Source organism: Enterococcus sp. AMC1086, assembly GCF_058216575.1.
Genome location: NZ_CM177100.1, coordinates 2362091 through 2387663 on the forward strand (window position 1 = coordinate 2362091; position 25573 = coordinate 2387663).

Here is a 25573-nt window from a genome sequence, read left to right on the forward strand (position 1 = left end):
AAGGTACAAAAAGGATAGCTGTTATTTTATAGTCAAGCATAATCCTTTTTGTCTCCTCTGTATTTTAATCCATTCCTAGATAAACTATCTTACGGTGTATTTCCTACTTGCCATAAAATCTTTGCTTGATAACCACCTACTGCTACGATTTCATTTGTTGGAATTTCTACTTTAAATCCTGTTTTTCCTGATTTCCACTCTTCACTTACTGTATATTCATTTTTAGTTCCTTCACTTGTTCGCTCTGCTAGTATTTCTGCATCTCCTTGTCTAAATTTGACTATATTGTCAGCGTCTTTTTTATAGCTTAGTACGTCGTCAGGAAGTGTTTGCGCTGAATCTCCAACATTTGTGAATGGTTTTTGAAGCGTTGCTGTAACCTTCCAGTTTTTACTTTTCTTTCGACTATCCCAAATAACGAGTGGTTTATCAAACTCAGCGTTGTTTACTTTAATAAAATGAATCCCTTTTTGAATCTTTTCCTTACCAAAAGACATCGTCGATGGTGCGGATTCGATGAACAGTTTTCCATCAAATGTATACGTAACGGTTTGTGGACTTTCACTAATGATTTGTTTGTCATTTGGTTGCGTTACGAGTTGGTAATGTTCATCACTGATAGCCTTAAGTGTTTTGATTATCTGTTCATGCTTAGAGAGTTCTATTTCCGTCCCAATAGTCTCTTCAATAATAATTGATTTAACCACAGGATCAAGCTCTTCCTTGTCAGTTGTTTTAAATTGGACTGTCAGTTTTTGTGTTTTCTTATTCAGAACCATTCGGATAAGATTATCCTGTGCACTACCGATGGTATAGCCTGGATAAGTTGTTATGGCTTTATTGTTCTTATCTGTTGCCCCAATAACCTTATACTGACTTAATTTTGCTAGTTCTTTCTTGATCTCTGTTACTTTGGCCAAGTCAGTTATTTTTGAAGCACTTTGTTCTAGAAAGGTTGTGGTTGCTAAAGGCTTGTCTTCTTTGCCTTTTTCCACGAACTGGACTGTTGTCTTTATTTGCGTTTTTTTAAAGTAATAATTGACAGCACCCGTATCATTTGGATTTGCAAGTACTTTATAGGCTGTTGGATCTGTGACTGGTTTATAGGATATACTAGCCCAATCAAACGCTTCGATTTTTTGTATCTCATACCCTAGATTTTTTATTGCACTGATAGAATTCTTAGCAATAGTATTTAAGTTGATGATATCTCCAGCATTATTGTTGCTGGTAATACTTTTCATAAGTTCGCTTCCTCCACTTGCATCAAGGAATTTAATCGTCGTGATAATTTTCGCCTCTTCAAAGTAATAATTGACTACACCAGTACCCGTTGTACTTTCTGGTACCTTATAAGCTGTTGGATCTGGGATTTCTTTAAAGGATATACTTGTAAAATCAAATGCTTCAACCTTACTAATCGCATATCCCTTAGCGCTTACCCGTGCAATAGAGTCCTTAGCAAGTTCATTTAAGTTGACAATATCGCCAACATTAATTTGAATAGTCAGATCATTATCAAGTGCTGCATGATTTGCATTTATAAACTTAACGGTCGTCGTAATTTGAGCTCCTGTTTTCTTTTCAAATATCAAACGAATAATGTTGTCCTTAGCACTGCCAATTGTGTATTTAGGGTAGCCTGGTAGTTTTTTTCCAAGCTTATCTGATGCACCGACTAGCATATATTCTTTGCTTAATTCGTCTATCTTACTCTTGATCACTGTTACATTCGTTAAATCCGTTATTTCTGAATCGATTTTCCCTGAAAATGTTGTGGTTGCCAGCGGTGTCTCTTCTTTTCCAACTTCGACAAACTGAACTGTTGTCGTGACAGATGCCTTTGGCGCAAACGTGTATCTAAGTCTGTCCGTACCATCGTCTTTAGCCTTAAATTTGGTATCATCAACTGAGGTACCAGAACCTTTGCCGAAATTCCCGTGGCCTTCCTCTATGCTTTTTAATACATAGTCTTTTTCAAGTGTTTTGATCGTACTTTCAAGTTCGGTACTTTTAGTGCCGAAATCTTTGCGTAGATTATAGGTAGAACCAATTGCGAACGACCATGTTAGATCACTTTTTAGTTTGCTTGAATTTTCATCTACAAACTCAATCGTTAAGGCTTGTTTAGTATGTCCTAACTGATACGTAATCTCTGTTGTTTGCTTTGTGATAGTGATTTTTTCTTCTACTAGTTTGTCAACGACATTACTTTTGACTCCTATTAACTCATCAAATCCAGCAGTTTTGAGTTTCTCCAGTGCGTCTCTTACACTTTTAATTCCAGCATCTTGGCTTGTTTTGAAATTATATTCACCTAGGTCCAATATAATTTCAAGGGGCTCACGATCACTAATAGGTTTACCGGATCTATCTATAAAATTGACAGTAATAGTTTGTTTCTTTTTAAGAATCAATCGGACAATATTTTCCTCAGTCGCTCCGATTGTATATTTTGGATAAGTTGCGATTACTTTACCATTCTTATCTGTGGCGCCAGTCGGTATATATTCCTTACTTAACTCATCAAGTTTTGCTTTGATTGCTGGCACGGTTGTTAAGTTGGCGATTTCTGAATTTAGTTTTCCAGAAAATGGCACTGTTGCGATTGGCGTTTCTTCTCCTTCTTCGACAAACTGAACCTTCGTTTCTACAGAATCTTTTGGTGCAAATGTATACCTGATTTTCTCAACACCGTACTCTGCAAAATAGTTTGAATCATTGATTGTATGTCCAGTAAAGTTTCCAGTTCCAGCCTCTGTTTTTTCTAATGTATAGTTCAACTCAAGTTTTTGACGTGTTGATGAAGTTAGTTGAATTACATCGACAAAATCCCCTATCCAACTACTTGTTTCGATACTCTTAGCCAACGTGGCGCCATTTGGATCCAAGAACTCAATTGTTATCGGCTGTTTCACTCTCTTCAAATAATACGAAATTTCTGTTGTATCCTTATTGATTTTAATAGTGGTTTCATCTAGTGTTTCAGCTTTGTTATTCTCGATCTTTATTAACTCAGAATAGCCTTGATCTATTTTTAATCGTTCAAGAATATCTCGCACATGTTGAATTTCAGTATTGTCTCCGTTCTTGAAATCGTACGTTTTACCAATATCTAAAGAAATGGTGACAGGGTTATCTGTCGGCATTGCTCTATACTCAATCAGACCTCCTTTATCGTCTAAAAATTTGATTGAAATCGTTTGTTTTTTATTTCGGAGAACTAATTTAAGGTTGTTATCACTTTGACTTCCTATCTTGTATTTCGGATACGTTGGGATCTTATTATTACTACTGTCTCTGGCTTCAATCGGTTCGTATTGAACGGATACGCTAGCCAATTTTTCTTTGATCTCTTTTACTTCTAGTAGGTCTATGGTCTCTCCGATTGCTTCTGTAAATTGAACCGAATCGATTCCTTTAATAGCATCCCCTTTTTCATCCGTAAATTGAACAGTTGTCTTAACTTGGATTTTTTTAAAGTAATAATTAACCATACCCGTTCCATTCGGATTTGCTAGTACTTTATAATTTGTAGGATCTGAAACTGGTTTAAAAGATGTACTTGCAAAATCAAATGCCTCGACTTTTTCAATCTCATAGCCTAGATTTTTTATTGCACTGATAGTATTTTTAGCAATAGTATTTAAGTTGATGATATCTCCAATACTATTTGTGCTAATCATTTCTTTCATAATTTCGCTCTTATCATCTGTATTAAAGAATTTAATGGTCGTGGTAATCAATGCCTTTTTAAAGTAATAATTGACTACTCCAGTACCATTTGAGCTTTCTGGTACTTTATAAGCCGTTGGATCTTTGACAGGTTTATAGGATATACTTGCGAAATCAAATGCTTCGACTTTGTCTACCTCATATCCTTGATTTTTTATTCTAGCAATAGTCTCCTTAGCAATTTCATTTAAATTAATGACATCCCCAACACGATTTTTACTCGTCATATTATTATCAAGTAATTCATCTTTTGAATTTAGAAATTTAATGCTCGTTGTGATTTGGGTTGGTGGTTTCTTTTTCAGTACTAATTTTACTGATGCAGTGCTTCCTACTTTAAAATTCGCTACATCTATAGCACTATTGGTACGACTATCTTCTGCTCCAACAACTTCGTACTGATTTAATTCACCTGTTAATATTGCTTTGACTTCTTTTATTTCACGTAAATCTACCATTTTTTCATCAGATTCAGTAAAAGTAATCGGACTAACACCTAGCCCAGTACCATCCTCATTACTAAATTCAACTTGAGTCGTCTTTGCCACACTTACAATCGTAACAGGTACTGTCACCACTTCTGTCTTAAATTTGTTCGCTAGAGTAACTTTAGCCTCTTGTGTGCCCAACACATTTGTGTTGATTCCCTCGATCTTTGTTGCAGTAACCGTATTTCCCATTTCATCATGTAGATTTTTAACAAAATTTGAGGGCTTTAATGTATTGATCGGTGTTCCTTTTGTGATTGTTTGTGGAATTGCCTCACCACTTGGTGTCGGATAGACTAGTTTGTACTTCTCATTCACTCTATTCGATTGGAACATTGAATCTGCTCTTGCATAAACTTCAATATAAAATGTTCCTTCTTTATACTTACTCGTATCTATTTTACTCGAAAAAGTCGAATCACCCGATCCATCTATTCTAATATCTTTTTGGTTTAATACTGGTTCATCTGTGTTAAATACTGAGTACAGATTATACGTGTTATAACCTGCTCCTTTAAAATCTCCTGTTACGGTCAGTTCTTCTCCAACATAGAAAAATGAGCCAGAATGTGAATTAGCACTTGCTATCTTTAAGTTTTTGATTTCTGGTTTAGGTATGTCTCTAACTTTATCTAAAACCCATTGTAGGTTTTCATAACTTGAATTATAAGGATATAAAGAAAGTGCACTTACACCTCCAGTCACATTATAGTCTTTTCTATAATAGCCACTGAAATTACTGTTTTTGATTGCTACTTTACTTTGACCATTCGCTGTGTTGCCTAATAATTTAAAATCAAATACGTTTGTCGCCCCCAAAGGCGTTTCAAAAGAGGCCGTATTTTTTCTTATCTTCGGGGAACCACTTTCTGTCTCTTGTGTTATTATAAAATCCTTTTGTAAGAAACTTGAAATAACATAAGCATTATCACTAGGTTTGAATAAAATCATCCAGTATTGATTGATATCCCCATTTTCAGGATAACTCGCTACTTCCTTGCCTTCCTGAGCCTCACCAGGTATGCTCCATAAATACTTATAGCTATAATTATTGAATGCTTTAATTTTATACACACCATTCATCGTTTTTAAATTAAATTTCTGCGAGTCCCCACCGTTGTCTGATGCTAGAGTGACCAACGCATCATTAATTGCCTTAGTCACAGTAAGATAGGTTCCTGTCTTCCTATTTCTAATCTTATAATAGGTCTCTTCAGCTTGAATAATATCCCAAATATAGTCATCACTAAATTCAGTATAACTATTGATAGGAATTGTAAACATGGTTACTTTTGCAGTATTGGACTTTGTGCTTCCTATAACTTTTTGAGTACTATTTCCTAAATATATTATGTACCCATCTTTTTCAGGTCTATATTCATACCCTAATAATTGATTTCCTTTTCCATGAGCTGCGTACGTAATGAGTGATTGATAGTCTGGCGAAGTTATCTTTTGACTGACATCAACTGCCAAAGTTTCATTTACTTTCGGATAAGCTACATATAAATCATCAGAGATCACTTTTGCTGCGGATGCCGGCATAGAAAAATAGAAACAGAAAAAAATAAAGCTAAGGATTTTTAAAACAAATAAATTTTTTTTTATAGACATGATCATACTCCTTCTTTTCTTTAATAAAATAAAACACTCTGTAACCATTCAATGCAAAACGTTTGTAAAATTACATATTTTACATTAAAAAAAGTGAGAGATAAAAAAGGGGGCTTTAGAATCAAAAGTGACTCTTTTTATCTTCTCTAAACTAATCTATTTATTTATAAACTATCTTAAGGCGTATTTCCTACTTGCCATAAAATCTTTGCTTGATAACCCCCAACTACTACGATTTCAATTGAGTAGTGCAGTCAACTCTGATTCCTTCTCAAGATTTGGCAAGACCTCGTTTTGTTTTAAAATAAGCTCTTTTGTTTCAGTCATTTCTGCTTTGTTTTGCTCTGCGAATACTGGTACAGTCTGTAAAGTAACCAACAGAATCAAAGTAAAAAATATCAGAATAGCATCCCCATAATACTTGGTATTTTTTTCTTGATTCATCCTCTTTTTTATTTTTAAGCTCCCCTTTAATCATTAAGTCCTTTTTGTTTTTATCATTATTTAAACTTTATCGTGAATTACTTATTGTAGTGTCTTCAACTCTTTTTTGAGTTTATTTTTCGCCCTTTGTACTTAACAAATACTAGAACAGCAGTACCAACGATTATGACAACGACTACTATTAAAAGAAGGATAAAAAAAGGATTCAATTCATTGTCCATTTTGGTAAATTGAGTATTCAATTTAGGAACGTCCTTTTCAGTTATGTCAAAATCCTGTTCCCATGACCAAGACTCACCATTTTTAAGCGTGGCACTTGTCTTCATCGTATAAGCACCCGGTGTTTCCAATTTATATTTAAGTGGGATTGGAACATTGATTTGCGTGTTGGGGGCCATCCGCATTTTATTTTTATTCAGTTCAAAAATGACGCGATCATTTGACTTCTTCCTTACTTCAACGGCTAATGCCATGTCTTCCGCAAAAACGGGCCGACTATTTGAAAAATTTAAAATAAGTTGGGCATTCTTCCCATTTGTATCGACAGAGATAGAATGAAATTTCAAATCTGGCTTTATCTTATTGACATCACTCTCACTAAGCATTACACCTATCAAAAAGGCAAACTCATTGATAACAACGTCGCTCCCTTTTTTATTTTTTTCTACTGCATTATCGAGGGGTTTTACTTGAATTCCGCCTACTATGTACCCTTCAAATGGTTCAATTGGGGGATGGATCATTAGCGTCACTTCTTTACTACTATTAGCATCAATTTCTACTTTATCTGGTCCAGTCACAATCTCAGAAAAATCATAAGCCAAAGAAGAATCCTTCAGAAAGTTATTAGGTCCATATTCAATCACACCACTCCCATTGGTTTTGGCACTATTGAATTTTAGAGATAGCGTCATTTTATGGGTAGATAAATTGTTTAATTTTAGTTGGATTGTTTCGTTTTTACCAGGTTGTACTAGAAGATCGTAATATCCAACCTCTTTATTCCGTTGATTTTCTGGAAAAATAACTTCATAAGAAAAGTCTTTTAAGGTACTGATTGTTTTTTCTTCTCCATAGCTTTTCATTGGATAAGTTAGAAGAAAAAAAACGATTATAATTAAATAAGTAATTCTTTGTTTCATGCATTGTCTCCTTTAAATAAGCTAAAACTAAAAGATAGAGTCTCTATAATCTCTAAGTAGCAGTCATAGATACTCTATCTTTGAATATGAACGACTTACAACAATAACTGTTAGCTAATCCATTTATAATCTCTTCACATTATTTTATTTTTTATTGTCTATTGTTTGAATTGATTAGAATGTATCCTCTAAACTCCATGTAAGTTTTGCAGTAAAGGTTTTACCTGCTTGATCTTGAGGTAACGCTACTCGTAATTGTCTGCCTGTAATTTCAGTTGCATAAGCACCTTTAGTATCATTTTCTTGTGCTTTTGTTAAAACAGGAACAGCACTTCCACCAGCAACAACAACTGCTTTTTTTTCTATAGCTGAAGCTACGATATCATCACCATTATGTGGTTTCAATACATCCTCTGTCGATGGATCTGGAGCTGAAATAATATCTTGACCGTCTTTTACAAGCGCGTAATCTTGTACGGCACCAGTATTAAATTCTAATTGCGCATTTGCTAATTTATCTGCGGCCTCTGTACTACCTTTAACTGCAAAATCGCTAAGTTGTGCAACTGCTCTCCATTTTGCCAATTTAGTACCTTCACCAGCAGTTCTATCATCACTTACTACCAAATATGAACCTTTTTCTCCGTGATCTTTAAAGACTTGTACAACACCTGCACCCTTACCACTATTCGCATTAGTACCAAAGTCCATACTACTTGGAATAAATGCTACAGCTAAGTTATCTTGTAACGGGTTTTCCCCTGGTTTACTTCCGCCATCTGGATCGATCGTGATTTCTAAATCTGTTTGATCTTCCGCATGTGCATTTGTTGGTACAAGTCCTAAAGAAAGAACCCCTGCTGATACTAGTAATGTTGCTAATAACCCTTTTTTCATTTGTTTATCACCTTTCTTTGATTATAGAAAGATTAGTAACAGTTATTGTTGTAAATCGTTCATCGTTTTTTTTAGCCCAGTAATTTAATTTGTTCTTTTAATAAGACGAATAAATAGATAATCAAAATTAAACTGCTCAAAGTAATAAGTAATAAGCTAAAATTGATCACTAAACTTGATTTGCTTAGCTTCAATCTTCTGACTAAAAAGATATCTCTTGAAAAAGACATTAAGAAATACACAAGCGTCACAAAGGAAATCGCTCCTAATATATACATCCATAAATAATCAATCATTTTCTGTTTGCTCCTATATTCTATAATAAATTTTTTTAAAACTAATCACGCCGCAAAATACAATCAAACAGGCGATTCCCGATAATAAAAGAATAAACGAAGTAATCATCTGACCTAAATGGGGCAATGAGCCGGTTTTAGGTCCACCTGTATTTGGAAACTTTGGTGTCGGTTTTCCCACTATTTCTTTATCGATTGTTTTACCATCATCTGGTTTAATTTCTATGACCAGATCATTTGAGCCTTCATTTCCCGCTGCTAACACCGTATGCATCGGAAAAAATGAAAACATGCCTACCAAAACAAACACTTGCAAAAACTTTTTCATTGTCATCACCCTCCTACTTCTTATTCTTATTCTTTCCTTTCTTTTTCTTCTTGGCGATCCTTAATCGTTTCCATGCCTTCTCCCATTTTTTTCTTCTATAGAAGAGTGTGCCCATTAGCACCAAACTTGTAATGGCCATCACTATACTAACGACTTTTAACCAAGTGGGTGTCTTGATCTTAAAGACACTTAATGCATTGATTTCTTTGGCTTCGTCATTCGTGATTTTAAAGTCTTTTGACAACTGCCATTCTTCATCAGCATTTTTTGCCTCCATCTTTAAGGTATAGGTTCCAGTAGGTAAATCATTGATCCCCCAATCTAATTCAAAATCAAAGTGACTATTAGGCGCTAATTTGTAATTTTGAACTGTTTTTTCTTTAACGACTTTTCCAGACTCTTTTTCTATCATCGTTGTCACAATGTTTAGATTATCGATGACTTTAGGTTCTGGATTTTGTAAACTGGCTAATACCATTTTCTTACCGTGAAGTATCGCTGCTTTGACTGTATTTAGTTTTAGCGTTTTCCCATCGGTAAACTCATCCCCATTTTCTGCGGTGATCAAGCCTATTTTATAATTGTATTCTGTTGACATCCCTTTTTGTTTCTTTTTATCTGACTTTGTCCCAACAACGATTGCACCCATTTTTACCCCTTCATAGGGTTCATTTGGTGCGGTTACTTGAACTTTAACCGTTTTTTCCTCAAAGTTGCCCAAAGTAATTTCCGGAGTCTCTATTTTCAACAAACTAGAAACAGGTTCTTTCAACGACTCGTCTTTATTGGCTAAATCTTCTGTATAATCAATCGTCCCATTATTTGAGGTCATCGCATCGACACCATAAATTTTCAAATGAACCTCTTCCTTTTTGGTACTTGCGACACGTATTTGCAGTGTTTGTGTTTGGCCTGGAACTGTTTTTATATAAAAGTAACTTTTTTCTAAGTCAATTTGAGTACTAGGTTGAAGCGGTGTCACCACATACCCTAAATTGTTCTCGTCTTTGGCTAAAGCTTCTCTCGTTGACACCAGACTAACCAATGTACAACTTACTAAAAAGAGTGCGCTATAAATTATCTTTTTCAAAAAAATTCTCCTAACTAAATGAATTGAATTCGTCCTTATGCTTTGAAGTATAAATCTCAACTAGGTATCCTTCATCTTGGTGTTTGATTTCATGAACTAAGCTGAATGAATGTTTGATGAAATAAGGCGTCCAGTAAGCAATAAACTCATTTGAATACGTTTCAGCTTCATCTAATTGTTTGAACGGACCTGCTTCTTTTATACATTCATTGTCTACATAACGGTCTTGATTGTCTTCATATAAATACTTGGTAATAGCATATGTGATAAAGATGATCACAAATGAAGCAATAAAAATCGCTAAGAAATACGGCCAACAAAGAGTCATGAACAATGCGCCAGAACATAAAAGTGTGATGAGACTAAAACTAATTATGATAACCTGTGTTATTTTTTTCATTTTTCCTTCTTTTTTATTTTTGAAAAAGAAGAATAATATTAAATATAAATTAGATATCAGCAGAAAAAAATAAATAAATATGTATACCATTATTTCCTTTAAATAAAAACTTGATATAAAAATCAATTGAACTACATATCTAGCACTCTTATCTACCCAAAAAGACATCTCATGATAAAAGTGCCAAAAGGATATTAAATAAATGAGCCAAGCAATAATAAGGGTTATCCCAACCAGATAATACATTTTATACTTTCGAAAATCGTTATTACTTAATTTAGACACATTACTTACCTTCCATTTCCTCTAAATGATCGTTTACGGCATTAATTTTCTTCAAGTTACTTATAATTATTATTGAATAAATACCCACTGAATCTGACTGTTTTGACAATTTGCGGAGAACTTACATCTTTTTCTAATTTCATTCTTAGGTGAAAAATGATATTTGCTATCCGATAGTTTTTTTCATCATAAGGCAACTCCCATACCTGCTCGAAAAGCTCTTTATATGAGACTGCTTTTGGAGAGACTGAATATAAAATCGAAAGTGTTTTAAATTCCTTTTTTGTCAAATAAATGGTTGTTTTGTTGTCAATGACTACACAGAGGTTTTCATTGATCAATTTAAATTTATTTTCATTCTTCTTTTTGATGATTTCTTTCTTTTCTTCCTCTAAGTTCTTCTGTATCAATGCCAATCCATTATGTATCGCTTTGACTATTTCGTTTTGATGCATCGTTTCATTGAAAACACTGATCGCACCTATGTTATACAATAGTAACCGGTCATTTCCGTTACACTCTTCTTTATATATCCAAACTGGGCAAGAACCAGATTCTATAATTTTCAAATATGTATTGCATATATCAGCAAGCTGAGAAGCTCCTCCTAAAATAAAGTAAGCATCACACTTATCTTTTTCGGTAAACTCCTTTTGAAAACTAATTTCAATATCAGAATAGGATTGTAATTCGTGATACCAATTTTCTTTTGCATCATTTAACGTAATAAAACCTAATTTAACCATTTCCGTCCTCCTAATTTCACTTTTATTAAAAGTTTTTTTCTTTTTTATCTCACTTGACATAGTTTATTCTTTTTTCAAATGGAACGAAATGCCATGTAAGCGCTGTAAAATCCTAACTGAGAAAATAATTTATCTTTATTTTTCAAATAATTAGTGTTATTATCATTCATAAATATAAATATTAAGGAGAAATAAATGATTATATATGTTATTGAAGATGATAATCAGCAAAGAAAACAAATTATTCATTATTTAAATGAATGTTCAACTATTTTTTTTGATTTAGAGTTATCAAACCGGTCTAATCATTTAACGTTTATGGAAGAAATTCCTAAATTAACGATTAATGATAATGATGTTTTTTTCTTGGATATTGATTTAAAGACTACCTATACTGGAATTGATTTAGCGATAGAAATTCGAAAGTACAACACAAAATGTTCGATTATTTTCTTGACTAGTTTAGAAGATAAAGCCATCAGTGTATTGAATAATAATATTTATCCTTTAGGATATATGATTAAAAATTTTAGAGATCCTTCCGAAACAAAACAAATAATTACTGAAATGATTAAAAAAAGTCAGCTCGCTTCCAAAAACTTTTGGCGCTTCAAGCAAGATAAAGTTGAATTTTCTAGTGGTTCTGAAACGTTGTTTTTCAATGCCCGTGATATTTGTTATATTCAATCATTAAAAGGTTTTAAGAAACAAGTCTTAGTCATAACGTTAAACGAGGAAACAATGATTGAAGCTAAAATCGGGAAAATCAAGAAACAGTTAAAACAGGAATATATGATGACTTCTTTACAATCCTATATCCTTAATCTTGAAAATATTATTTCTATTGATAGAAAAAATGAACAGATTTTATTTGATGGACAGCACATACTGTCAATTGGGGCTAAAAGCATTGACAAGGTAAAAAGCGCGTTGCGGATATATAGCGGTAATTGATACTATTTATTTTGTCTTTTTGCTGCTTCGATCGATTTGAGGCTTCAAGTGATGCAGTATCTACGTTCGCGTGCGATGAATCTTTTTGTTTTTTAGATAATGCCTACGATTAGCTCTTTTCAGCAAAAAAAGTACTATATAGAATTTCAAAGAACGACATCTTTTTATTATCATATTTTGTGTATCAAAAATAAAAAAGCCCAACGTATAGAACTTCCTGAGAAGGTTTATATGTTGGGATAAATTTAGTTAAATCGTGTAGTCTATTCTTAGCTTTTTTGACCGATATGATTTTTAGAGTATAACAAAAAACAACCCGCTCTCCTTTCCTTGCCTCTATTATTTCAACTATTTTTCAGATAAGAAATAGTGCCTCATTTTTATTATTCTATTTTATCCTTCAACATTATGCATCTCCCTAATTTAATTTATATAAAACACTGGATTGATTGCTCTTTGATGCGCTAATCCAAGAGCAACTATGATTAATAATCTCAGCACCAGCGGGATTATATGTATAGTAAACCAATAAGTAACTTTTGTTTAGTTTCTCTTTTTCATATATATTCGCCACCATCCTATAAACGCCTCATTTTGATTGTTTTAAACTATACCAAAAAGAGTTTAAGACTTGCATCCTAAACTCAATATCTATTTTTACTTATACATATTCTAATTGTACATTATTGAAACGAAGATGCCTCTTTCTTTATTGTCACGTTATAAAAAAGATAGTAACAAGGTTTATTATCATTAAATATCTCTTCAACAAAACTGATTTTTCTTCTGGTGAATCAAAAATAATTATCTTCCTAAGGATTCCTCATTTCAAACACTTTTTACTATGAAGTTTAGGCAAAAAAAGGGTTTCTTTGATAGCTAGCCGTAAATAACACTCTAAAATCTTTATCTTTCCAACTCAATAATTGATACCGACTATCTTTTTTAAACAATCACTTGCCATGATCTCCGTTCTTAAGTAAATCAATTCCGACAACTGCCTCAATTGTTTTTTTGTATATGGACGAACATTCCACGCAACGATTGTTTTGTCCTTGATTTATAGGTACCTTTTGGTCCATGAATAATTGGTTCTAGTCTTGTTGAACCAATATCTTTTGGTAAACCAAATTTAATCAGTGTATTATAATCTAATTTATCAACTTTTCGATATAATTCTTTCGCATTTTTTTTCGCATAGTAGCGGCTTATTATAAAGCTATCTTCTTTCATAATATAGTAAGTATTTATAAATCGCCATGGACAAAACAAGCATAGAACAAGATAGATTGGATTTTGTGACCTGATTTTCTTCATCTTTTTTCCTCTTCACTAAATTGACTTCACGTAATTTTTGACTTTTGATTTTATTCTGTTGGACTATTTTGATCCGCTAATTCATCGATCTTTTGTTTATGTGACAGCACTATATCTTTAAGCTCTTTGACCGTTATACTATTTTTATCTGTCTTAGAATCAACTTTAGTACCATTTTCGTCTATAGTTGCTTGTCCTGATAGGATCGATCCGTCTGTAGACACTAAAATTCTATCTGAATCAGCATTAGACATTTCTAAAAGATCGATAATTGAATCGGCATTTGGGCCATTAAATGTTTCATATATCTTTTTTGCGTCAGCATTTTTAAGATCGACCGAAAATGCTGCTGCATTTCTTTCATTAATTTTTTTCATGGATCGTTTAATTGTTTCTTTATCTAATACTTGGTTTTTACGTTTTGTTTCCTCACTTTTTTGGGTGTGTGCCTTCGATTTGTTATGGACCGTAACCGCTGCAAGACCAACTAGTAAAAGTAGTGAAAAACTGATCAGATAAACCTTCTTTTTCATGATAACGCCATCCCTTCTTGGTAAAAATCAATGCCAACCAATAGCAAAATTTTTATTAAGCGATTTGCTGTAAATTTTGCTGCATAAAAATAGTAACATCATTGATCGCAGATATACTTTTTCAAACAAAAAATATTCATTTTCTTTCTGTTTACGTTTAATTTTACAGCTTTGAGTACTTTTTGTGTACCCTTAAATTGAAAAAAGTAAGAAAATAATCAGTTTTTTCTGACTAATGCCTTACTCTTTTTTATTCTTCTTATATTAATTTATATTATTTTACCTTTTTTCGTACGATCAATTGCTTAGTTTTATCAATTCAATTCCTGCTTTGTCCCATAAATCATTCATCATTTCATAATACTCATCATCCATAGTAACATCCACTAGCATTTTCGTTTGATTGCCTATTGGCTCAAATACATAGTGTTCAGTCATTTCAGCAAACTCAGGTATTTCCACATACTTACCATCCGTAACTTCTCCTAAGAAGGCAAACTTGATTTCTTTATCTGGTTCAAAAATAACAACTTTAGAAACCAAACCATTCCCTATCTCATCAACAAATGAAATCGTTTCGTTCAATTTCATCTCACCAACATAGGTTGAACCTTCTTGAAAAGATGCAGCCCATACTTTATATTTGCTACGATCAATAACCAGTTGCCAAGCCTCTTTGGGTCCACAATTCAGTATAAATTCTTTTTTTATGTGTTTCATTGTAAATCCTCCTTTTGATAAATTGTTATGTTTATAATATAGCACGTAAGCCGACTCAACATAGTATAACACGCCCTGCAGACACAAAATCGCTATAAAAAAAGTCGTGAAAACGAGCAGCGGTTAGCACCTTTATGCTCGTTTTCACAACTTCTAAGGATTAGAATTGATACTATCGTTTATTCATCATGCTCTAAAATCGATCGATCATTTAATGGTTGAATCTTCCGATTATTGTGTGAATATAATTTTTTGAAGTCTTCTATTTGAGCTGACGATACCTCAACAGGTTCTTTCATCACATACCACTCTACATTTTCATTTAGTGGTGGCGTAGTTAATGAACCTAGATAATGGTAATAGCTTCTATTAGAGGGAATCATATCGTTTATATCTGTGATCGGATCGTTTTTATCATCATTGACATCATTTAATACTTCTTGAAATCCTTTATTTTCAGTACCTTCTTTAAAGAAAACACCAATAACTGCAATCCGCCCATCTTGCGCAGTATTTACAAAATGCGCTTCGATTGGATAATGTTTTCCGTCAACTGTATGTTCACTTTCCGCATGAAAATGAAATTGGCTTAATTCAAAATTTCGTCCGTTGATCACTGCTTTACCACCATCTGTGATTTGAATACTATGCCCATTATTTTCGGCTTTTGTAACATCTTGCCCATAATCGATTGTGAGTGTCCCAGTATCTGGTGTCATTTTCTCAGCTTTTTCGGTAACGATATCAATCGGTGATTGCATCTCTCCTGCAGAAAATTCCCAGTCTTCTTGATCCTCATAATCAATATGCTCAGATTTTTTTGCATGCGCTGTTGTTTCTGTGGTTGCTTCTTTCTTTTCTGATGTGTCACTCGTACTTTTATTTGATGAACAGCCGACAGCCAAAACAGCGGTACAACTTAAAAGTAACAAAGAGAGTCCTTTTCTTTTCATTTTACATCCTTCTTTCTACAACATACTCTATAGTATAATTTATCTATTATAAAAATAAAAGTTTTTTTTAAGATTAATCTAACTTCGATAGATCTAAAACTAGAATTTTATTTGTATAAATTCAGTCAATAGAGGATCAAGATGGTTTTCAGAAAAAATTTTTTGTTATTTTTCCTTATATATAAGGGGGTGATTTTTGGTGTTATTTAATGGTCGTTGTAAGAAAAATTATGTTGCGTGTTCGTATTCTTTTCGGATATACTTAGGAGGTAGAATAGAACGACAGCTCATAGTGACATGAACTGTTCAAATCAGAATATAAAAATAAATTGGCACTTCAACGTCTGGCAGCAACCAGACAATTGAAGCCTTGTAAAGACAGCAGAAACTGCCCAAACAAGTTGCCAATAGTGCTAGCAACATGTACTAGCTTTTTCATTGTACCTAAATTTTCTATAGGTTTCTTGGAGCCTCTTTAGGTTACTCTGAATAAGCGGTAGATGATTCTTTGGGACTATTGTGAACGATATTGGGTGAGATTGCCTAATATCGTTTTTTCTATTCTACAAATCTAGTAAAAGGAGGGTTTGTTCAAAGTAAAACAAATGATCAATGATCGATATAAGACAAGAAGACAACGTTCATTTTGTTCACCTTGTACTTTTTGCATCATCCACTCTGCCTTTTGATCAGCCGTGGTCCTTCAATTCTAAGAGATTTAGCTCTTAGAAATTAATGAGATCAAAGTGGAACGTAGTGATGCAAAACAAAAAGGCACTTCATCATCTGACAGCAATCACATGATGAAGCCTTGCATAGACAGCAGAAACTATCTATACAAGTTGCCAATTGCTAGCACAAAAGCACTAACTCTTTTTATTGTACCTAATTTTACTGGGATTTTCTAGTCTGTCTGGAAACTTTTGGTTGGGATTTTGTATTTTATGAGGGTTTGGGCTTTATCTAGAGAATTGATGACGATATTGGGTAGCATTAATAACGTTTTTTGTTTTGCTTTGAGAAGAAAGTGATGGGAATACGGACAGACTTAGAAAAATCATACGTAAGTCGTTTTTATCACTGGTTTGTTTAATCGTTGCCCTAGTCAATGCACAGATAGATGAGTTAAGTGGGGCGTTGGATGCTATTATTCAGCGCTTCATGTTACTAGTTTTAAGAGTACGTTTAAAATGGGGAGGAAATGAAGTGATAAATGCTGCACCTTGTATGGCTATCTTAATTTTATAGGAACTTTCATCATAGAAATTTCCAGCAATTTTACAATAATTCACCAATTTTTCATTTCTTTACTCCTTACCAATCCTTTTTGGGAATGAGTTCGTACGTTTATTTAGCCTTAGTTTGAATTTAGATCCAAACATCGCTTTCTGCTGTCAACTTGCTCTCTTTATCGCCAGTATTAACGACCCCTTTAGGTTCTACTAACAAAATTTGACACTCATTTTCAGCATATGGACAGTGTTCCACTCCCTTAGGTATAACAAACATCTGCCCTTGACTAAGCTCGACTTTTCCATCTCGAAATTCAATTACCATTTGTCCATCTAAAACTATGAATACCTCATCCGTGTCTTCATGTTGGTGCCACACAAAATGATTTTGAATTTTTACTAATTTAAATTGATAGTCATTCATTTCTGCAATGACTTTTGGTGACCATAATTCATTAAAAAGTGTCAACTTTTGTTTAAAATCAATCGATTTATAATTCATAATATCCTCCTATAACCTCTTCTATTAAAATAATAGTATAAACCTTTTTATACCTGCTAGTAAATTTGTCTACTACCTCAGCTTTTGATCAATATTTGTAAATCTATTTTGGGAAATATTCTTTCTCTTTCATTTTATTTCCGCCTGTTGATTATTTTTAGATCTCATGTAAATAGCGATCCTTTTGGGAAATTTTTAGTTTTTGTGTTATTGCAAATCAACTGGTTCAATAATTGATATTTTTTGTACATCATTCAATATCTTTAATGGTACCCTACCGCTACTTCTACCACCCAACTTTTCCCATGAACGGGCTGATATAAATATATTTACAAGTTCATCATGTGGCACGATCAGCCAATTTTCTAAGGATTTTTTATCATTTATTGGAAATGCCATATATATATCTTTACCAAAATATTTTTCTTCGACTGCTACTCTTCCTTTTAATTGTATTTTGAGTACATCATTTGTTTTACAATGAATAGCTATAAAATCTGCTCCCTCATTGTCTACAGGTAACCAAGAACACATATAACCATAATCAACTAATACAGCTGCTAATTTCAAAAAATTTCTATGTTCTCTGAATTTTTTTGGCATATCATCAAACGACAATTTTTCCAACAATTTCCTTTTTTTTGCTAATTCTAATAGCTCTTGCTCAGAATGTGATTGTTCCATAATTTTCTCATTTTCATTTTCTATAGCATTTCTTTTACACTTAAATTCTTAATTTATCATTCATTTTGTACTCGTTCCTGTTTCAATTCTTCTATCAATTGCTTCACTTCTTTAATCGAAGCTGCTTTTGGATTTTTAATTAAATTATATTTTTCTGTGTCTTCTTTATTATCAGTGTAAGCAACAGGTTTCCCATTAGCAGGACCACTAATAAAGCTGTATGATCCTTCTTCATAAGCCGGTTCTGCTAAAATTTTATAATCATCCGGCGTATCGTAAAGACCAATTAGCATAGTATCTAAATCATCACTATTTTCTGCCATTTTTCTTATTGCTTGTAATGTATAATTTGGTTCATTGCTATCAGTAGAAGCTACTGTCTTTTCATCAGTTACATTTTCTGTCGTTATAGTAGTTGAATTTTCTGTCGTTATAGTAGTTGAATTTTCTGATTCGAGACTTTTAACCTTTGAAGTAACTACTTCTTCTGATTGCTTACCCGTACAACCCACTAGTGCCATACTAAAAAATAAAATTAAAAAAATTGTCTGTTTCATTCTTATTCTTCCCTTCTTTTATATAATCGTTTTTGACAAAAGTCGGACCACTTCTCAAACGGCTAGATTAAAGCATTTATATCAATATTCCCTATTAAAACAGCTTATTTTGGACCATTACTTTTTCCATTCTTTTTGATATTTAAGAGATCAGCAGCAACTATCATATCTTTGATAAGTGTTTTTTGTTATTGATCCTTTTTGAGACAGCTAACATTTTACTAATTTTCCCAAAACGGATTATGAAATCCAATTAAGTAATGCATACCTAAATAGATTACCCAAACTAATCCAAAGATAATTAATGGAATTCTTACTGCTTTCTTTATTCCTTTTATAAAAAGGGAAATGAACAGAATCATATACGGTATACTAAAATTCAAAACTATATTTTCGATAGAATCATCATATATTCTGTTTACGTATAAGCTTAAGGGAAGAACACTCATCAAGATTACAAATAAACTTATAGTTGTGCTGCTAACTTTTAAATTATCTTTCTTCAAAATACAAACTCCTCCTTAATAAACCTTTTTGAGACTCTTCATAATCTTTCTACTAAGATTTCCATTTATTTTATTGTTATCTTTAGAAAATCTTACGAGCTCTTGATTTTTACATTCTATAGACTGTGTTTTTCTTGTTTCATTTCTAAGCAGCCCATGTAAATATGTATCTTCTTCTTCTTTGCCATTTCAACGCTGATTAATTTTATCTCTAGTTTTGTTGTCTCTGTATCTCTTTACTCGCTATATTTAGATTGAAAACAAAATTTACAAACCAAATAAAGCTAATTAATAAATTGAAATTCCCACCCCTAAAAACAAAAATGAATGCCAGTATAAAATATGAAACAGCCAACCAAAAACTCGTTCTTGTCATTAATTTTTTGATCATTTTCGGGAAAAGTTGAACTACTTCTAAAATAACTATATTAAAGTATTTATAAGTGCATTTTAAATCAAAATAACTGATTTTGGATCATTTCTTTTTAGTCATACATTATTTGGTAAGATAATACCAAGATAAAAGTGTAGTAATCAAACATAAAACAACAATTAACACATAATATAAATTATCTTTAGAGTCTTCTTTAAATTTATTATTTTCAGACCTATATGTATGATTTATAGCTTTTGTGTTGTAGTCTAAAGTGCTTCCAAAATACACATCAGAAGGAATTAAGAAAAAAAGTAACACTCCGTAATATATAATAATCAAAATAGGTAACTCAATACTTATTATTTTAGTGGTTATAAGACTTAAAATTATAGGAATACTTATATAAGCAATGCATCTCCATATGAATTTTCGCATACAATCAAATCTCCATTCTTAAATTTATGTTTTTCAGCATATCAACTGAGTGAACTCGGTTTCCACTTTATATTGTCAGCTCCATATTTATTCCTGAAATAATTATCCCAGTCTTTTCCAGATACTGTACTTTCAGCTCCAAAGTCTGTTTTGCTAATTTTCTTTGGACTGTTATTTTTTTAAAAATTTGCATCCGCAGCTTTTTGCCCTGCATATGCCCCACCAACTAACCCTAGTACATCAAAAGCTGTTTTCGTGTGTGCCGCATACTGGAATTTCCATTTTTCTTCATCTGTTATTATTAACCCTGTATGGGGATTCACACCCATTTGAGTCAGCCGTATATATTTTTCAAATACGACACTTTCTGGATCGTTCGGTTGAACGAGGTCTACTTCAGTTAATCCATGTTTTGCTAGTGTGTTGGCTTTGGTTGGTTCTGCTTTTTTTAGTTTCTCTTGTCTCATTTTTTCTCGTTTACTCCAACGAGTCGAAATGGGTTTTGCCCAATTCATATCTAATTTTTTGATGTCAAACGTTCCCGAAACGGCATTCCATGCTTTACAGTCCTTCATTTTGGCAACACCATTGTCTAATTCCTGTTGTGAAGAGTTGTATTCATCAAAGTAGCTTGCTGACTGCGCACTGTATGCACGGAACTTTTCTAGCTTCTCTTGTCGTTTCTGCATGGCTTCATACACATTCATTGAGCGCTTTTCTAAATCTGGTCTAGGTGTTTTCGTATCTCGTATTAATTCGTCAATCGTGTGCAACAAGGCTTTGTAGTCCTCAATCTCAACTAAGATTTTATCCTAATCCATATCTATTCCACTAACCGTTGCTTGATACTCACTTAAAAATTTTTTGTGAGCATGGGCTAATTGCTTCACCTGTCATAATAATGGACTGGCAAATTGGCGTATAGGCAACCATAAAGTAATTCTTTGCAGAATCATATGCCTTACTGGATAATGGAGCAGATAGAAATGAGCTTACGCTTTGTTGTAAAGAAGCAGCCGCTTGTTGGGCTTATCTACTTACTTATAAAGCTTGTGCGCTTCTCGTTTGTGCTTCTGATACACTAAATTTGAGTCCCACTAAGCGTCTCCTTTCTTTTTATAAAAAACAGTTTGTTATAATTAGTTTATATGATTATAATGCAAAAGGAAAGACTATTATAAATAGTAGAATAAAAATAAGTACATCGATGTTCTTTTTATAATCAATAGGAACACGTTTATAAAGAAGAATTATCAATACTATTGTTTACACCTAAAATTTACGATAGAAATAGCTTTAAATCCGCAGTCGATTTTGTAAAATTTAACTATACTCTACTTTTACACAAAAACAGCTTGGGACATATGTCCCAAGCTCCACAATAACTGATTTGATTCTTTGGATAATCATTCACCAACATTAGATGACCAAAGCCATCTTTTTGACTATTGTTTAATTCAAAAATTCTTTTGCAATATTTTCATTGATCGTGATCATTTGGTAAAAGTCATTGATGTTTACGAATTCATTTGGCTGATGAGCATATTTTGTTTCACCAGGTCCTAGGATCAAAATAGGGAATTCTTTTTTTACGCGCTCAAATTGTGAACCATCAGTATAACCAGTCATGCCAAACGTATTTGCTGTTTTACCAGTAACATCAGAAACAATTTTTTGGGTCAATACAGTGAATGGATCGTCAAGTTCAGTTTTCATAGAAGGTAAATCATTGATAAACTCGATCTCTGCTTTAAAATTTGGAACGGTCGTTGTTAATTTATCCAGCATTTCTTTAAATTGTTGTTTTAATTCAGAATGATTTTGTGCTTTGATCGTTCGAATATCGATTTCTACTGTACATTTATCGGGCACAACGTTGGTTCCATTACCGCCGTTGATAATATCCAAGCTGGAAGTCGAACTACCCACTAATTCGTCCACAGATTGAGAGAAATCAAACGTTTCTTTAAAGGCATTCAAAACTAAAAGCATATGCTCGATCGCATTGACTCCTTGATCAGGCATTGAACCATGAGCTGTTTTCCCATAAGTCGTGATGCGAGGCCATAAAGCGCCTTTGTGAGCCACACCGATCTCCACATCTGTAGGTTCACCGATTACTAATGCGTCTAAATCATCTGCATAGCCTTTATCGACTAATTGACCAGAACCGATCGCACTAGTTTCTTCTCCAACCGTAGCTAAAAGTTTGATCGTGCCTTTAAAGTTTGAACCAGCTTCTTTTAAACGAATCATCGCAACAACTGCTGCAATCAAGCCTGATTTCATATCACATGTACCGCGACCGTAAAGTAACCCCTCTTTTTCAATCGCTTCAAAGGGATCTTCATCCCAAGGAATTTCACCTACAGGAACCACATCCATATGCCCAGAAAAACCTAAGACAGGGCCTGCTTCATTGCCTTTTAGTGTTGCAACTAATTGATTTCGTCCCTCGCTATATTCTACTTGTTCACAGGGAATATCATACTGTTCAAAAAGACTTTGTAATTTATCTGCAACTAATTTTTCTTTGCCTAAAATACTTTTGATTTGAACGACTTCTTTTAATAATTGTAATGCTTTTTGATTATCCATGGTAATCTCTCTCCTTATACTTGTTTTTCTTTTGGAATAATAAATACGATTGAACCTAAGGCTAAAACACAGAAAAGAATATTTGTTAGTAAGCCAAATGTAGCTCCTTGTGTATAATTACCACCAGCACTAAAGCCATTGTAAACAGCAGCAGAAATCGCGACTCCTAACGCTCCGCCAAGAGAGCTGGCCATTTTATAAATTCCTGAAGCTACTCCAGCTTTTTCATTTGGGACACTGGAAATTGCCGTATCTGTTGATGGCGTCGCATATATACCAAGTCCCATTCCAAATAAACTATAGCCAATAAAAACTAAAATGAAATAGGAATTCCCTGTAACCATCGTTAAAGCCATCAACCCAATCCCTATGCCAGAAAGGATCGCTCCCCATAACATTGGTTTTTTCGCGCCGATCGTTTGCAATAATTTTTCACCGATCCGAATTGTAACCAAAACCAGACACAAGTAACCGATCGATAACATCCCTGTTTTAGCGGAAGAAAGGCCCCGTCCTTGTTGAACATAGGTGTTAATCACAATCAACGTGCCAGCAATAGCATTCAACAAGAAATTAGAAATCGTTGCGCCAAGATAGCCCCGGTTTTCAAATAAAGAAAAATCAACAAAACTATTATCGATTGCTTGTTCCATTTTATAAAAAGCGATCAGCCCTAAGACAACGATCACAACTAAAATAAGCACGATCGGACTTGTCCATCCTAATTCAGATCCTTTAGAAACAGCAACGTTTAAAGCAACCATTGAAACGATAAATAAAAGCAACCCAATTGAGTCGAATTTACTATTACTGTTGCTAGTGACCTTACTTTCTGGGGTACCAAAAATCAATAACGCACTACAAATCGAAATAATAATCGAAAAAATAAAAACATAACGCCAGCCTAATGAACTAGCAATCGCTCCGCCAAAGAACGAACATAAACCAGAGCCGCCCCAAGAACCGATCGACCAATAACTTAGCGCACGTTGACGATCTTTTCCTTCATAATACGTTTTGACTAAAGCCATCGTTGCAGGCATAATACAAGCGGCTGACAGTCCTTGTAAAATCCGACCGCCGATAAATAAAATGGGTCCGTGTGCAATCACTAAAGCAACTGAACCGATAACACTTAAAATAAGTCCAATATATGTTAATTTCATTCTGCCTAATTTATCCGCTAAACCGCCGGCTACGACGATAAAAATACCAGAGAATAAACCAGTCATGGAGATTCCTATGTTTAAAACGCCAGAAGAAACACCTAAGTCACTTTGTACGGCTGGCGCCATATTCAGTAAAGATTGAGCAAACAGCCAATAAGTCAATACGCTTAAAACGATCCCTATCAGTAATTTATTTGTCCCTTTATATGTGACAGCCTCAGCTGTATGTGTTGTTGCTTTCATGATTAAACTCCTTCAGATAAATAGTGTAAAACAGCTGCACCCATTGATTTTGCAGCTATCAATAAACAATCTTCATCGATATAAAACTTTGGATGATGATGTGGATACATCGGTGTTCCTTCTTTATGAGCACCAACAAAAAAGAAACAACTTGGTCGTTCTTTTGCATAATAAGCAAAATCTTCAGAAGGAGTTTGTGGCCCACTTTCGATTAATTGCTTCACTTCTGGGATTTGTGCTTCGGTCAATGCTTTCACAACCATTTCAGTCGTTTTAGCATCGTTGACACAGACTGGATAATCATTGGCATAGTCAAGTTCATAGCTGATGCCAAATGTTTGGCAGATGCCGTCTAGAATTTGTTTGAATTCTTTTTCCACGATGGTGCGAGTTTCTTCTTTCATAATCCGTACATCGCCTTCTAGCGTAACAGAATCTTTGATGACATTGGCTGAACCTTTGCCGTCAAATGAACCGATCGTGACTGTTGCAGTATCAAAAGGATTGATTCTGCGACTGACGATTGTTTGAACAGCTGTGACAAATTGAGAAGCTGCTACGATCGTATCATTTGCATCTTGCGGTGTTGAACCATGTCCGCCTTTTCCGTGCATCACTATTTTAAAGGTTGCTCGCCCAGTGTGAACAGGTCCTGAATGATAAAGAACATCGCCGACCGTCATCAAACTCATCACGTGAATCCCTAAAACATGATCCACGCCGTCCAAACAACCAGCTTCGATCATTCCTTTAGCACCACCTGGTGGTACTTCTTCGGCTGGTTGGTGGATCACACGAATCGTTCCTGCTAATTGCTCTTTTAGTTCAATCAGACAATCCGCCAAAATCATCATATAGGCGGTATGCCCATCGTGTCCGCAAGCATGCATGACATTTGGTATTTTTGAAGCAAAAGGCAGTCCAGTATCCTCTTGGATCGGCAACGCATCGAAATCAGCTCGAATTGCTAGGAACGGTCCTTTCTTACCTCCTTGAATATCAACTAAAAGACCATTACCACCGCCCACCTTTGTTTGAACAGCACAATCTTTGCCAGCGTAAAAATCAGCGATGTATTTTGCTGTTTCTGTCTCATGAAAAGATAATTCTGGGTTTTCATGAAAATGCTGGCGAATCTTGATTAATTCAGCTTCTTTTTGTTGCAGCAGTTTGAATAGTTGTGTACGTAAATCGTCCATTTGATTTTCTCCTTTCAAATACAATTCATATTCTATGCTTAATTAAAAACTTCACAATGCTAGGAATTTCCAAATTTCAGAAATTCCTTTTTAGAATAGTCAGATTGGAAAATAAAAGATCAGTATTCAA

The 25573-nt window shown here is 33.8% G+C and carries 21 protein-coding genes; 1 reads left to right on the top strand and 20 read right to left on the bottom strand.

Features of this window, described 5'->3' with window-relative positions; translation table 11 throughout:
• Positions 1-89 precede the first annotated feature (89 nt).
• From AC4BC4_RS11120 to AC4BC4_RS11155, 8 genes are all read right to left on the bottom strand, one after another.
• A complete protein-coding gene (locus AC4BC4_RS11120) occupies positions 90-5837 on the bottom strand; it encodes an RICIN domain-containing protein (RefSeq protein WP_490475735.1) in 5748 nt (1915 codons plus the stop codon).
• Positions 5838-6074: 237 nt separating this feature from the next.
• Complete coding sequence (locus AC4BC4_RS11125) at positions 6075-6281, bottom strand: hypothetical protein (protein ID WP_490475736.1); 207 nt, start codon at positions 6279-6281, stop codon at positions 6075-6077.
• Positions 6282-6376: 95 nt separating this feature from the next.
• Positions 6377-7423 (bottom strand): WxLIP family cell surface protein, encoded by a 1047-nt coding sequence (locus AC4BC4_RS11130; RefSeq protein WP_490475737.1) that lies wholly within the window; start codon positions 7421-7423, stop codon positions 6377-6379.
• 174 nt (positions 7424-7597) lie between these two features.
• A complete protein-coding gene (locus AC4BC4_RS11135; RefSeq protein ID WP_490475738.1) occupies positions 7598-8320 on the bottom strand; it encodes a WxL domain-containing protein in 723 nt (240 codons plus the stop codon).
• A gap of 309 nt (positions 8321-8629) precedes the next feature.
• Positions 8630-8944, bottom strand: a complete 315-nt coding sequence (locus tag AC4BC4_RS11140) for a hypothetical protein (protein ID WP_490475739.1) — start codon at positions 8942-8944, stop codon at positions 8630-8632.
• Positions 8945-8957: 13 nt separating this feature from the next.
• Positions 8958-10034 (bottom strand): WxLIP family cell surface protein, encoded by a 1077-nt coding sequence (locus tag AC4BC4_RS11145; protein WP_490475740.1) that lies wholly within the window; start codon positions 10032-10034, stop codon positions 8958-8960.
• Between the two features lie 10 nt (positions 10035-10044).
• A complete protein-coding gene (locus AC4BC4_RS11150; protein ID WP_490475741.1) occupies positions 10045-10434 on the bottom strand; it encodes a hypothetical protein in 390 nt (129 codons plus the stop codon).
• Between the two features lie 341 nt (positions 10435-10775).
• Entirely contained in the window at positions 10776-11465 is a 690-nt protein-coding gene (locus tag AC4BC4_RS11155) for a winged helix-turn-helix domain-containing protein (RefSeq protein WP_490475742.1), read from the bottom strand.
• A 195-nt stretch (positions 11466-11660) separates the two neighbouring features.
• Between AC4BC4_RS11155 and AC4BC4_RS11160 the strand changes: the two genes are divergently transcribed.
• Entirely contained in the window at positions 11661-12419 is a 759-nt protein-coding gene (locus AC4BC4_RS11160) for a LytR/AlgR family response regulator transcription factor (protein WP_490475743.1), read from the top strand.
• Between the two features lie 1002 nt (positions 12420-13421).
• On the opposite strand, the gene AC4BC4_RS11165 is transcribed toward AC4BC4_RS11160, so the two are convergent.
• The 12 genes from AC4BC4_RS11165 to AC4BC4_RS11220 all read right to left on the bottom strand — a co-directional run bounded on the left by AC4BC4_RS11165 (position 13422) and on the right by AC4BC4_RS11220 (position 25443).
• Complete coding sequence (locus AC4BC4_RS11165; RefSeq protein ID WP_490475744.1) at positions 13422-13736, bottom strand: hypothetical protein; 315 nt, start codon at positions 13734-13736, stop codon at positions 13422-13424.
• 50 nt (positions 13737-13786) lie between these two features.
• A complete protein-coding gene (locus tag AC4BC4_RS11170) occupies positions 13787-14269 on the bottom strand; it encodes a hypothetical protein (RefSeq protein WP_490475745.1) in 483 nt (160 codons plus the stop codon).
• 297 nt (positions 14270-14566) lie between these two features.
• On the bottom strand, positions 14567-14989 hold the full coding sequence (locus AC4BC4_RS11175) for an activator of HSP90 ATPase (RefSeq protein WP_490475746.1): 423 nt from the start codon (positions 14987-14989) through the stop codon (positions 14567-14569).
• Between the two features lie 179 nt (positions 14990-15168).
• A complete protein-coding gene (locus tag AC4BC4_RS11180; RefSeq protein ID WP_490475747.1) occupies positions 15169-15942 on the bottom strand; it encodes a carbonic anhydrase in 774 nt (257 codons plus the stop codon).
• Positions 15943-17310: 1368 nt separating this feature from the next.
• Entirely contained in the window at positions 17311-17676 is a 366-nt protein-coding gene (locus AC4BC4_RS11185) for a cupin domain-containing protein (RefSeq protein ID WP_490475748.1), read from the bottom strand.
• A gap of 207 nt (positions 17677-17883) precedes the next feature.
• A complete protein-coding gene (locus AC4BC4_RS11190; protein WP_490475749.1) occupies positions 17884-18360 on the bottom strand; it encodes a hypothetical protein in 477 nt (158 codons plus the stop codon).
• A gap of 56 nt (positions 18361-18416) precedes the next feature.
• Positions 18417-18917, bottom strand: a complete 501-nt coding sequence (locus AC4BC4_RS11195; RefSeq protein ID WP_490475750.1) for a hypothetical protein — start codon at positions 18915-18917, stop codon at positions 18417-18419.
• Positions 18918-19138: 221 nt separating this feature from the next.
• On the bottom strand, positions 19139-19423 hold the full coding sequence (locus AC4BC4_RS11200) for a hypothetical protein (protein ID WP_490475751.1): 285 nt from the start codon (positions 19421-19423) through the stop codon (positions 19139-19141).
• A 990-nt stretch (positions 19424-20413) separates the two neighbouring features.
• Positions 20414-21010 (bottom strand): hypothetical protein, encoded by a 597-nt coding sequence (locus AC4BC4_RS11205; protein WP_490475752.1) that lies wholly within the window; start codon positions 21008-21010, stop codon positions 20414-20416.
• Between the two features lie 676 nt (positions 21011-21686).
• Entirely contained in the window at positions 21687-22832 is a 1146-nt protein-coding gene (locus AC4BC4_RS11210; protein WP_490475753.1) for an ArgE/DapE family deacylase, read from the bottom strand.
• A 14-nt stretch (positions 22833-22846) separates the two neighbouring features.
• The gene (locus AC4BC4_RS11215) at positions 22847-24244 is read right to left on the bottom strand and encodes an MFS transporter (RefSeq protein WP_490475754.1); all 1398 of its coding nucleotides are present in this window, start codon (positions 24242-24244) and stop codon (positions 22847-22849) included.
• A 2-nt stretch (positions 24245-24246) separates the two neighbouring features.
• Complete coding sequence (locus AC4BC4_RS11220; protein WP_490475755.1) at positions 24247-25443, bottom strand: M20 family metallopeptidase; 1197 nt, start codon at positions 25441-25443, stop codon at positions 24247-24249.
• Positions 25444-25573: the final 130 nt, after the last annotated feature.